This is a genomic window from Flectobacillus sp. BAB-3569, from assembly GCF_002270355.1.
GTDB classification, from domain to species: domain Bacteria; phylum Bacteroidota; class Bacteroidia; order Cytophagales; family Spirosomataceae; genus Flectobacillus; species Flectobacillus roseus.
This window is the reverse complement of the sequence record NZ_NJFZ01000005.1, coordinates 274511-286930: the sequence shown is the minus strand read 5'-3', so window position 1 is coordinate 286930 and position 12420 is coordinate 274511. Positions and strand designations below refer to the sequence as shown.

General features: G+C 38.7%; 7 protein-coding genes, 1 pseudogene and 1 riboswitch. Of the genes and pseudogenes, 6 read left to right on the top strand and 2 right to left on the bottom strand.

Annotated features, from left to right (window positions below; genetic code table 11):
* The first annotated feature begins 28 nt into the window (after positions 1–28).
* The 6 genes and pseudogenes from BWI92_RS04955 to BWI92_RS04930 all read left to right on the top strand — a co-directional run bounded on the left by BWI92_RS04955 (position 29) and on the right by BWI92_RS04930 (position 8424).
* On the top strand, positions 29–1030 hold the full coding sequence (locus tag BWI92_RS04955) for a 4-hydroxyproline epimerase (RefSeq protein ID WP_095161013.1): 1002 nt from the start codon (positions 29–31) through the stop codon (positions 1028–1030).
* A gap of 306 nt (positions 1031–1336) precedes the next feature.
* Complete coding sequence (locus BWI92_RS04950; protein ID WP_095161012.1) at positions 1337–2734, top strand: APC family permease; 1398 nt, start codon at positions 1337–1339, stop codon at positions 2732–2734.
* 222 nt (positions 2735–2956) lie between these two features.
* Positions 2957–5344 carry a beta-L-arabinofuranosidase domain-containing protein gene (locus BWI92_RS04945; protein WP_095161011.1) on the top strand — a complete coding sequence of 796 codons (2388 nt, stop codon included), beginning with the start codon at positions 2957–2959 and terminating at the stop codon, positions 5342–5344.
* Between the two features lie 283 nt (positions 5345–5627).
* Positions 5628–6464, top strand: coding sequence for a hydroxymethylglutaryl-CoA lyase (locus BWI92_RS04940; protein WP_095161010.1), 837 nt, complete (start codon positions 5628–5630; stop codon positions 6462–6464).
* Positions 6465–6496: 32 nt separating this feature from the next.
* Positions 6497–7692, top strand: a pseudogene (locus BWI92_RS04935) (acyl-CoA dehydrogenase family protein).
* A gap of 126 nt (positions 7693–7818) precedes the next feature.
* Positions 7819–8424, top strand: coding sequence for a porin family protein (locus BWI92_RS04930; protein ID WP_095161009.1), 606 nt, complete (start codon positions 7819–7821; stop codon positions 8422–8424).
* Between the two features lie 235 nt (positions 8425–8659).
* Here the strand turns inward: BWI92_RS04930 and BWI92_RS04925 are convergent, their stop codons facing one another.
* Both BWI92_RS04925 and BWI92_RS04920 read right to left on the bottom strand, forming a co-directional pair.
* Positions 8660–11014: a TonB-dependent receptor gene (locus BWI92_RS04925; protein ID WP_095161175.1), complete on the bottom strand. Its 2355-nt coding sequence runs from the start codon at positions 11012–11014 to the stop codon at positions 8660–8662.
* A gap of 175 nt (positions 11015–11189) precedes the next feature.
* Positions 11190–11286: riboswitch (TPP riboswitch) on the bottom strand.
* A 61-nt stretch (positions 11287–11347) separates the two neighbouring features.
* Complete coding sequence (locus tag BWI92_RS04920) at positions 11348–12325, bottom strand: MoxR family ATPase (protein ID WP_095161008.1); 978 nt, start codon at positions 12323–12325, stop codon at positions 11348–11350.
* Positions 12326–12420 lie beyond the last annotated feature (95 nt).

Here is a 12420-nt window from a genome sequence, read left to right as displayed (position 1 = left end):
ATCACTCATACTTACCCCTGATAAAACTATGAAAAAAACATTTTTTTGTGTAGACGCCCATACTTGTGGTAATCCCGTAAGACTAGTGGCAGGAGGTGGGCCTGTGCTTGAAGGAAGTAATATGAGCGAAAAACGCCAGTATTTCCTTCAAAATTACGATTGGATTCGAAAAGGACTAATGTTCGAGCCTCGTGGTCATGATATGATGAGCGGAAGTGTTTTGTACCCTCCTCATGACCCAGAAAATGACGTAGCGGTATTGTTTATCGAAACCAGTGGCTGTTTGCCTATGTGTGGACATGGTACCATCGGAACAATCACTATTGCTGTAGAAGAAGGTCTAATCACACCAAAAGTAGAAGGAAAAATCCGTATGGAGGCCCCTGCTGGTTTGGTGTTAATTGACTATAAACAAGAAGGTAAAAAGGTAAAAAGTGTAAAACTTACCAATGTATCTTCGTTCTTAGCAGCCACCGATTTAAGTGTTGAATGTCCAGATTTAGGACCTATCAAGGTAGATGTTTCGTATGGTGGTAACTTTTATGCCATTGTTGATGTTCAAGAAAACTTCAAAGGTTTACAACATTACAGTGCTGACCAACTGATTAGTTGGAGTAGAACCTTACGTAATCGTATCAATGAGCAATATTCTTTTGTTCATCCCGAAAATGATACCATCAAAGGATGCTCGCATATCTTATGGACTGGCGACGTATTAGACCCAACGTCTACAGCTCGTAATGCAGTATTTTATGGAGATAAAGCCATTGACCGTTCACCATGTGGTACGGGTACTTCGGCACGTATGGCACAGTGGTATGCCAAAGGCAAATTAAAAAAAGGTGACGAGTTTATTCATGAAAGTATCATCGGTTCAAAATTCATTGGAAGAATAGAAGAGGAAACTATCGTAGGTGGAAAACCTGCCATGAAACCAAGCATTGAAGGTTGGGCAAGAATCTATGGATATAACACTATTAGCATCGACCCTGAAGATGACCCTTATGCTTATGGGTTTCAAGTACTTTAGCATTAATGCTGAGTTGTGAATTGTGAGTTGTGAATTTAAAATATAAGATTTTAATTATCAGTATCTTGTACCCACAATCACTCAAAATTTTAATTTGTAGAATTATCCTCATAAGTGAACAAGATATATCTGTGCTTCTCCAAGAATATTTTACCTAGTGCCTAAGGCTTACAGCCTAAAGCAATATGATTTTATTTTGCATTAATACCTAACTTTATTGAGTGATTGAGTGGTGGAGCGGTTGAGTGAGTATGAAGATTTGCACTTATTCAATCACTCATTCATCAATCACTAAATCACTCAATTATGTCTCAAGAACAACCATCATTCAAACGCTCCTTTCGCCTTTTCGATGCCACGATGATTGTGGCTGGCTCTATGATTGGGTCGGGGATTTTTATTGTAAGTTCGGATATTGTCCGAAATGTGGGCTCTACTGGAGGGTTGCTATTAGTTTGGATTCTTACTGGATTACTTACAGTAGCGGCGGCCGTTAGTTACGGCGAACTAAGTGGTATGTTTCCCAAAGCAGGAGGGCAATATATTTACCTCAAAGAGGCCTTCAATCCTTTAATTGGTTTCTTATATGGTTGGAGCTTTTTTACCGTAATTCAAACGGGCTCTATCGCGGCCGTTGGGGTTGCCTTTAGTAAATTTTCGGCTTACCTTTTTCCTGTTTTAAGCGAAAAAAATATTCTATTCTCAGTCTTAGGACTCAATATTTCAGCAGCACAGCTTACCTCTATAGCTCTCATCATTTTTCTTTCATTTATCAATACTCGTGGCGTTCAGTATGGCAAATACGTCCAATCAATTTTTACAGTTACCAAATTGCTTGCCTTATTTGGTTTAGTCGTTTTTGGATTTATTCTTACCGCCAATACCGAAACTTGGCATCATAACTGGGAAACGGGCTTTTCTATTCAACAACTTACCTCTTCAGGATTTTTACCATACACAGGCTGGGCCGCTTTCGGAGCAATCGCCGCTAGTATGGTGGGTAGCTTATTTAGTAGTGACTCGTGGAATAATGTGACATTTATCGCAGGCGAAATCCAAAACCCTCAACGCAATATTGGGCTGAGTCTTTTCCTCGGAACACTCATTGTAACAAGCATTTATTTGCTCGCCAACATCATGTATGTTTCGGTGTTAGACCTACCCGCAATTGCTTTTGCCGAAAACGATAGGGTGGGAGTAGTGGCATCCCAACATATTTTTGGAGAAGAGGGCACTATGATTGTAGCCATTTTCTTGATGATTTCAACTTTTGGTTGTGATAACGGACTTATCTTGGCTGGAGCACGAGTGTATTACACAATGGCAAACGATGGTTTATTTTTCAAGAAAGTAGGTGAGCTTAATAAAAATGGTGTGCCCGAAAAAGCGCTATGGATTCAATGTGTTTGGGCTTCGGTTTTATGTTTGAGTGGCAAATACGGCGAACTTCTCGACTATGTGATTTTTGCGGTACTCATTTTTTATGCACTTACCATTCTAGGAATTATTCGTTTACGAATCAAAAAACCAGAACTTGAGAGACCTTACAAAGCATTTGGATACCCTTTTGTACCATTACTGTATATTTTTACTGCAACTTGTATTTGCGTTTTATTACTGATTTACAAACCCAATTATACTTGGCCAGGCTTAGGCTTAGTATTATTAGGGATTCCTGTTTTTTATTTACTTAAAAAAAAATAGTGCGGTGTGAATTATGAATGAGTGAATGAGAGTATGTTAAAAAAATATTTGGCATTTATCGAAAAACAAAATTTCCACTCGCCACTACTCGCCTGCTACTCAAATAGCAGGGTAAAGAAAATAACTACAAACTTCCTCATTGAAATTTAAAAGAATTTAGTTGTTTGACTCATTTCATTCACTAATTCACAATTCACCAACTCACTAATTCAATAAATAGCTATGATACAAAAAACAATACTTTTCTGCTTTTTTTGTTTAGGAGCTTTTGCCCAAAAAGGCGATTATCCTATTCAGCCTGTGGCATTTACACAAGTTCATTTTAAGGATAATTTTTGGACCCCTAAAATGCAGGTTAATGCCAATGTGACTATTCCTTACACGCTTAATCAATGTAAAATCACGGGGCGTATTGACAATTTCCGTAAAGCTGCCAAGCAAATTCCAGCCGATAAGAGCACTTCTTTTACCTTTGATGACACAGATCTTTATAAGGTCATTGAAGGCGCTTCTTACAGCCTGCAAACTCAGAAAAACCCTCAGCTAGAAACCTATCTTGATTCATTAATTACGATTATTGGCTCGGCTCAGGAGGCTGATGGATATTTATACACTTTTAGAACCATGCCAATCCAAAAGCCTCATGAATGGCTTGGCACTAAACGTTGGGAAAAAGAAGAAGATTTGAGCCACGAACTATACAATTCTGGTCACTTGTTCGAGTCGGCGGTTGCACATTATCAGGCTACAGGTAAAAAGAACCTCTTGAATATTGCCATCAAAAATGCAGATTTATTAGTAAAAACCTTTGGTTGGGGCAAAGAAGAACGCTTTCCTGGACACCAAATCGTAGAAACAGGGTTGACAAAATTGTATAGAGTCACTGGCAAAAAAGCCTATCTTGATTTAGCTAAGTTCTTTTTAGACTTAAGAGGAAAAGAAGGGCATCTTAACCAAGAATATAGCCAATCGCACAAAAAAGTCGTAGAACAACACACTGCTGTAGGTCATGCGGTACGTGCCACATATATGTACACAGGGATGGCCGACGTGGCCGCACTTACTGGCGATAAGGCCTATTTGTCTGCTATTGATGATATTTGGCATGATGTAGTAGATAAAAAACTTTACATCACAGGAGGAATCGGGGCGACAGGCAATGGCGAGGCTTTTGGCGACGACTATGATTTGCCAAACATGAGTGCTTACGCAGAAACCTGTGCTGCTATTGCCAATGTATACTGGAACCAACGTATGTTTTTATTACATGGCGATGCTCAGTATGTCGATGTCCTTGAACGAACACTTTACAATGGTTTACTTTCGGGTATTTCATTGAGTGGCGACAAATTTTTCTATCCTAATCCACTAGCTTCTATGGGGCAACATCAGCGCCGTGCTTGGTGGGATTGTGCTTGTTGTGTTTCAAATATGACTAGATTCCTGCCCTCGGTGCCGGGATATACCTATGCTCAAAACCAAAAAAATCTTTACGTAAACCTTTTTGTAGGTGGTACTGCCACTATTCAATTACCCAATACGGCTGTAACAATTACCCAACAAACGGCCTATCCTTGGGAAGGGAAAAATGACATTACGATTGCTCCTGTAAAAACAGCACAATTTGCCTTACGCATTCGTATTCCGGGTTGGGCATTGAGCAAGCCTTCTTCGGGGGATTTATACAAAGATGAAACGCCAGAAAGTCCAATCCAGCTTTTGGTAAATGGTAAATTCTTTTCTTATAAAATGGAAAAAGGCTATGCCGTAATAGATAGAGTTTGGAAAAAAGGCGATCAAGTAAGTTTCACACTTCCGATGGATGTAAGAAAAATTTTGGCTAACAGCAATGTAAAAGCTGACAAATCAAAATTTGCTTTGCAAAGAGGCCCGATGGTATATTGTTTGGAAGGAAATGATAATACCTCAGCATCAGTCATGAGTTTGGTTGTGGATAAAACCGCTCCTATTACAGCTTCTTACCAACAAGATTTGTTGAACGGAGTAATGACTTTGAACATGAAAGGATTTACCACACAGAGACAAGTAGGTTCTGAAGAATTGGTAAAGAAAACGACAGATATCAAGGCTATTCCATACTATTCATGGGCCAATCGTGGAGCTACAGAAATGACAGTTTGGATTCCGTATGAAGAAACGGCGGCTCGTCCAACGCCTGCGCCCACTATTGCCAGCAAAAGTAAGGTATCAGGTTCTGTCAGTAATCTATTAATGCTCAAGGCACTAAATGACCAATATGAAGTAGAAAACTCCAATGATAAAAGTGCCAATTTCTTGCATTGGTGGCCTAAAAAGAATACTACCGAATATCTTCAATACGATTTTGACCAAACTTACACAGTATCCTCGTCAAGCATTTATTGGTTAGATGATAGTCCTTGGGGAGGATGTCGTATTCCTGCTTCTTACAAAATTTACTATCAAAAAGATGGAGAATGGATTCCAGTAAAAGTCATTAATCAAAGCCCAATAGCCAAAGATCAACTCAATACTGTACAATTTGAGCCTGTAACAACCAAAGCAATCAAAATGGAAGTGCAACTACCTGTTGATAATGCTGCTGGGGTTATAGAGTGGGCGGTGAAGTAGGTTTAGGCTATGCCGTAAGCAAAAGATTCAGTACGTATTTTGCTTACTGTAAAAGTTTATCATGATTAAAATCAAAAATCCTCAATCCGATATTATACTAAGAGCTTTGTGTTAGGCGTTTTAATATCAAATACTTTCACTCTCAAAAAAAAGATATTTTCTAATTACCTAACCATTGTAATTGCATGAATCCCAGTCAGAAATCTTCTGATTGGGATTTTTTGTTTTTTCATAAGAATCATTCATATTGAGTCCTGAAACAATCATCAATAAACAAAAAACTATGAAAATTATCGAATGCCCAAGAGATGCCATTCAAGGCTGGAAATCACCGGTTTCTACTGCATTAAAAGTGGAATATCTCAACACGCTACTGCAAGTAGGATTTGACACATTGGATTTTGGCAGTTTTGTCTCTCCCAAAGCAATTCCTCAAATGGCAGATACTGCCGAGGTATATCATCAGCTAAAATTGGAAGGTATTTCTACTAAATTATTGGCAATCGTTGCCAACCTAAAAGGAGCCGAACAAGCTGTTTTGTTTGAGCATATAACTTATTTAGGATTCCCATTTTCTATTTCCGAAACTTTCCAACAACGCAATACCAATAGCTCAATTGTCCAAGCTTTCGAAACGGTCAAGGCAATACAGGGATTATGTCTTAAACATGACAAAAAGCTGGTAGTCTATTTCTCAATGGGTTTTGGCAATCCCTACGGCGACCCGTATAGTCCTGATATTGTCGGAGAATGGGCCGAAAAAATGGCTTTATTGGGCGTAGAAATAATTGCTTTGTCAGATACCGTTGGCGTTGCAGAATCTCCATTAATTGGGCAATTATTTAGTCATTTAATTCCACTTTATCCTCAAATCGAGTTTGGAGCACATTTCCATGCGAGTCCTTTTAATTGGGAAGAAAAAATCCAAGCAGCCTATCATGCAGGTTGTCGTCGTTTTGATGGTGCTCTTGGGGGATTTGGAGGTTGTCCGATGGCGAATGACGAGCTTGTGGGAAATATTAATACCATAAATCTTATAGAAAAATTCAAAGACTCATATCCTATAAATCATCAAGCTTGGCAAAAGGCAATAGACTTGAGTCATAAGATATTTATTTAGCCTTGACAGGGTATTTCAAAACAAACAAAACCATGGAATTTTATCAATCAAACAAAGTGGATAACTTCGAATCACCTGATTTTTATCAAATAGATGATTTATTGACCGAAGAACACCTCCTAATACGTCAATCAGTGAGGGATTTCATTAAAAAGGAAGTATCCCCAATTATTGAAGATGCAGCTCAAAAAGCAGTTTTTCCAGCACATTTAGTCAAAAAATTTGGAGAAATGGGGCTTTTGGGCCCAACAATTCCTGAAAAATATGGGGCTGGAGGATTGGATTATATCGCTTATGGTCTGATGATGCAAGAAGTTGAAAGAGGCGATTCGGGTCTACGCTCGATGGCTTCTGTACAAGGCTCTTTGGTGATGTATCCTATCTATGAATATGGCTCAGAGGTACAAAAACAAAAGTATTTGCCCAAATTAGCCACAGGGGAATACCTAGGCTGTTTTGGTTTGACCGAACCAGATTTTGGTTCAAATCCTGCGGGCATGAAAACCCGAATTGAAGATAAAGGAGAGTATTATCTACTCAATGGTTCAAAAATGTGGATATCCAATGCTCCTATGGCAGATATTGCTGTTGTTTGGGCAAAAAATGAACAAGGACGTATCAAAGGGCTTATCGTAGAACGTGGAATGGAAGGCTTTTCGACCCCAGAAATACATCAAAAATGGTCTTTGCGAGCGAGTTGTACAGGCGAACTGGTATTTGATAATGTCAAAGTTCCTAAAGAAAATCTATTGCCCAATGCCGATGGCTTGCGTGGTCCTTTGGGGTGTTTGGATTCAGCACGCTATGGCATAGCATGGGGTGCTTTGGGGGCTGCGATGGATTGCTTTGATTCGGCAAAAAAGTATGCTCTAGAAAGAATTCAGTTTGATAAACCAATTGCTTCTTTTCAATTAGTACAAAAAAATTAGCAGAGATGCTTACTGAGATTACCAAAGCTCAATTAGTTTGCTGGCGTTTGGGGATGCTCAAAAATGCTGGAAAAGCCACCACAGCACAGATTTCATTGGCCAAACGCAACAATGTTGACATGGCGTTAAAAATAGCTCGTGAAGCACGCCAACTACATGGAGGTATGGGCATTACGGGCGAATATCCCATTATGAGACACCTCATGAACCTCGAATCGGTGGTTACTTATGAGGGTACACACGATATTCATCTCCTGATTTTAGGTGCTGAAATAACGGGTATTTCGGCATTCAAGTAATAAACCGCTTACTCAATCAAGCAAAAGGTGCTCAATAATTTGGGATAATTTTGGGTTTTATAGTCAAACAGCGACTCAACTGGGTCTGTCGTGATTGTTTTATTTTTCATTAAAATCCTTAATCTTATGCTTAACATTAAAAAATTCGCCATCCTTGCTTTATTGTGTGTATGTTCGCCACTTTTAAAAGCACAAAATTTATCTTTTGGTCCTACAGTTGGAGTAAACTCTTCAAGTCTCTCAGGGCTTTCTGACACAAAATCAAGAACTGGACTCTCAACAGGGCTTTTCTTGAATTATAGCTCTACTTCTCACTGGGGCTTTGGAATGCAGGTATTGTATAGCCAACAAGGCGCTAACTATGAGAGAAGCGATGATTATCTCAAATTAGATTATGTACAAGTGCCTTTGCTTGCAACGTATTACTTTGGTTCTCAAAAAACGACAGGGTCATGGAGACCAAAGGTTTTTGCTGGTCCTCAAATAGGGTTTTTAACAAGTGTAGCCAATAAAAGTGGATACGACTATGCCGGTAGCTATAGTTCAACTGACGTAAGTGCTGTTTTGGGTGTGGGTGTAAATTATGCACTTAGCCAAAAAATGTGGTTGAATTTGGATGCTCGTTATGCACTAGGGCTTACAGATATTGCCAAAAGTCCAATTTTAGATGTATCCAATCGTGTGTTTAGTGTTAATGTAGGACTAAGTTTTCCTCTTGGTACTTACAAATAAAAAAGGCCCGTAAGTAACCTTACGAGCCAGAGAACCACTTACTAGGAATAACTTTATAGATTATAGAAGTATTAATTTGCTTTAAGGAAAAGACAATGCAGACGTTTTGTATACTCCCGAAAAATAGCAAATATTCATTAGGTAGTGGTAGCGAATCTTATTAAACGGTCGCACTTTATGCAAAAGCCCCGAAATATCAATATTTCGGGGCTTTTGTTTTACGAATTACAAGTTCTTAGAACTTAATATTTACTCCTAACAAAAAGTTAAATCCTGCTTGTGGATAGTAGAAGTTTTCAGTAACCGTTTTGCCTTCGTAGATATAGCTATAAGTATAGCCATTTGATTCGTAGAGCGTATTGAAAATATTATTACCCAACAAACTCAATCCTAATTCTCTACAGAATGATGGCTTGAATGTATAAAGAATTCGTAAATCGTTGGTAAAATAAGCATTCAACTTGCGGTTTTCATTGCTTGTATTATCCATATATTGCTTTCCAACATATTTTGACAAAAGTCCTAGTTCAAGTCCTTTGGTTGGTGTATAGAGCAATTGCGATCCACCGATTACATTGGGTGAAAAGGCTATGTCTGTTTTAGCGAACTTGTTTTCCACATCAATATAAGGTTCGTCATAACTTGGTACTACCTCAGTGAAATTATTGATTTTGTTGCTTGAGAGGGTCGCATTTACATTCCATTTCACTGCTTTAGTCAATTGGACACCTGCTTGTAGTTCAAGTCCCATTCTGTAGCTACTTGGTACATTGATACGAATTGGAGTGCCCACATCATTCAATTTTCCTGTCAAAACCAATTGGTTTTTATAATCCATCCAATAAGCATTTGCTTCAAAAGCTACTTTTCCTTTTTGTGTTTTAAAACCAGCTTCCAAATCACGCAAGGTTTCTGCTTGTGGTGCTTTTCCTGGGTTATCTACAAAGTCTGAGCGATTAGGTTCTTTGTTGCCAATGCTATATGACAAAAATGCAGATGTTCCTGCCGAAACCTGATAGGTTAAGCCCATTTTAGGGTTAAAGAAATTATAGTTTTTACTTTGAGAAATATCTACCAAGTTATCGTCAATTCCTTTAATGCTGTATCCAACAGTACGATATTGCAAATCAGCAAAGGCATTTAGCTGCTCGCTTAATTGATAATAAACTTTTCCGTAAAGGTTAAAGTCTGTTTTTAGAGCGGTGCCACTGTAGTATTTATCGCCTAGCTTAGCGGTTGAAGCATATTGTGCCCAAATAATTTGTCCGTAGTGACGACCATCATATTGGTTCCAAGCACCACCAATATTGGCACTCAAGCGATTATTACCTTTGTAGTCAAATGAAAAAGTACTTCCATAGAAATCATTATCCAACCATTTCTGACGGACTAAATCGGTTTTTGTGATAGTCGTATTGCCAATAACTACATTGGGCAAACCATATTTCGAGAATTTATCTTGCTCCTTAAATTGCTCATAATAGCCACGTCCGTAAGTATAATGCAAGTTGAAGTTGAAAGACCAATTCGATGAAAGGCTATGCGACGATAATAATTGGTAATGGTCTTGCTGATAATTATCGGTTTGGTTTGGATACGTATAAGGATTGTAAGTACGGTTGGTGCTCAACAAGTACTCAGGAACACCTTCCCATGCTTGGTAAGTTTTTTCTTTACCAGAAAATACATTCAAACGATAAAAAGATTTTTTGGTAAAATAGGCACCTGATAAATAAAACGAACGAAGGTCGGAAGAAGCACGATCGATATAACCATCAGATTTAAGTCTCGACAAACGAGCGTCTAATGTAAAACGATTATTTAAAAGACCTGAACCAACTAAAACGGTATTTTTGAACGTATTAAATGATCCAAATGAATTGTTTGATTCTGCGTAAGCATCTTTTCTAAATTCGTTGGTAGACATATTGACACTTGCCCCAAACGCTCCAGCGCCGTTTGTAGAAGTACCTACACCACGCTGAATCTGGATAGAGTTGGTCGAACTAGCAAAATCAGGCATATTCACCCAATAAACTCCTTGTGATTCGGCATCGTTGAGCGGAATACCGTTGATGGTAACATTAATACGAGTAGCGTCTGTACCACGAATACGAATACCCGTATAACCAATCCCAGCTCCAGCATCCGAGGTTGTTACCAACGAAGGTGTAAAGTTGAGTAATTGTGGGATATCCTGACCCAGATTTTGCTTTTGAAGGTCTTCTTTACTCACATTAGTGTAAGCTACAGCCGATTTTTCATTAGCACGAGTAGCATTTACCACTACTTCGTCGGCCATAAAAGAGCTTTTTTGAAGCGAAAAAGAAATGTTAGTATTTTGCTGAAGCTCAATAGAATTACTTTGTTTCTCAAAACCTACAAAGCTTACCTTGATCGTATAAGTACCTTTTTTGAGATTTTTAATAACAAAATTGCCTTGTGCATCAGTAATTGTTCCACGCATCGTATTGTCGATGGTAAGGGTTGCGCCAGCCAATCCTTTTTTGGTTTCGCTGTCAGTTACTTTACCCGAAATACTCAATTGTGCATAAGCCGATATGGTCAGACTGCACAATAACATAACCATAAAAGCTTTTTGCGCTAACTCGCTTAGAAGAGTTTTTGCGAAAAAGCGCTCAGTCGTTAAATTTTTCATCATTTTTGAAAACATAACGACAGGTAAAGGAGCCAAATCCTGTCCGATTTAACAATAATAATAACCCGTAAAAAATTGATTGATTGAATGATAGAAAGATTGTACCACGATCTATCATCAAAATCCCTTCGACAGCATTACCTGTATCAGGTTCAATGGGTATAATCTCAGCCCGTTGTTATGAGGCACCCCTTTTTTGTGATTGTGACTGCAAAGGTATGATGAAAAGTGATACAATCGATTCGGAAGCTAGAAAAGTTTGAATTATCGTGGTACTTCTATTTTTTGTACAATTCCTTTAAGAACATCTTCTACGTTAGCTCCTTCCATTTCTTTTTCGGGCGTAAGTGCCACACGATGGCGAAGAATGGCAGGCAATAATTCTTGGATATCTTCTGGCGTAACAAAATCTCTTCCACGAATGGCCGCAAAAGCTTTAGATGCTTGCAACATGGCTACCGAAGCACGTGGAGAGGCGCCTAAATAGAGGAATTTTGAACGACGGGTTTCGTGAATCAACTTGGCAATGTATTCTAAAATGTTTTCTTCTACTATAACCTGTTTTACTTTGGCTCTCAAGCTATACAATTGTTCAGAAGACACAACAGGCGAAATACGGTCTTCTACCTTACCTGCGTCCTCTTTAGCACGACTTTGATGACCTTTCAGAATGTCAATTTCTTCGCTGAGATTGGGGTAGCCTACCAAAATTTTGAACATAAAACGGTCAAGTTGTGCTTCTGGAAGGCGATATGTCCCTTCTTGTTCGATAGGATTTTGGGTAGCAATTACTAAAAACGGAAATGACATCTGATAGGTCGTGCCTGCATTGGTAATCTGACGCTCTTCCATCACCTCAAACAAAGCCGATTGCGTTTTAGCAGGCGAGCGATTGATTTCATCGATTAGTACAATATTGGAAAAAATAGGCCCTTTTCTAAACTCAAAATCACTGACTTTGGGATTAAAAACGGCTGTGCCTATTACATCCGAAGGCATCATATCGGGCGTAAATTGAATTCGGCTAAAGTCTACCGAAATCGTGCGTGACAAAAGTTTTGCCATCAAGGTTTTGGCAACGCCAGGTACGCCTTCTAATAGGATATGTCCATCGGCTAAAAGTGCTGTCAGCAATAAATCAACCGTTTGTGGCTGACCAACAACAATTTTGCCTATTTGTTCGCGTATTTCTGTAACCGCCTGATGCAATTCGCTTAAATCTATGCGTGATTCAAAATTCATAATTTTGGTAAAAGAGCGTGAAATGGTATCAATAAGTATAAGTTACAAGTAAAGTTTCACCATCACCTAAGTAATGTATTAATAGGCATAAGTGG

Bases quoted from the DNA above. Each gene is read 5' to 3' on its own strand.
- BWI92_RS04955 (WP_095161013.1), top strand. From the start codon at position 29: ATGAAAAAAACATTTTTTTGTGTAGACGCCCATACTTGTGGTAATCCC.
- BWI92_RS04925 (WP_095161175.1), bottom strand. From the start codon at position 11,014: ATGGTTATGTTATTGTGCAGTCTGACCATATCGGCTTATGCACAATTG.
- BWI92_RS04920 (WP_095161008.1), bottom strand. From the start codon at position 12,325: ATGAATTTTGAATCACGCATAGATTTAAGCGAATTGCATCAGGCGGTT.
- BWI92_RS04950 (WP_095161012.1), top strand. From the start codon at position 1,337: ATGTCTCAAGAACAACCATCATTCAAACGCTCCTTTCGCCTTTTCGAT.
- BWI92_RS04930 (WP_095161009.1), top strand. From the start codon at position 7,819: ATGCTTAACATTAAAAAATTCGCCATCCTTGCTTTATTGTGTGTATGT.
- BWI92_RS04940 (WP_095161010.1), top strand. From the start codon at position 5,628: ATGAAAATTATCGAATGCCCAAGAGATGCCATTCAAGGCTGGAAATCA.
- BWI92_RS04945 (WP_095161011.1), top strand. From the start codon at position 2,957: ATGATACAAAAAACAATACTTTTCTGCTTTTTTTGTTTAGGAGCTTTT.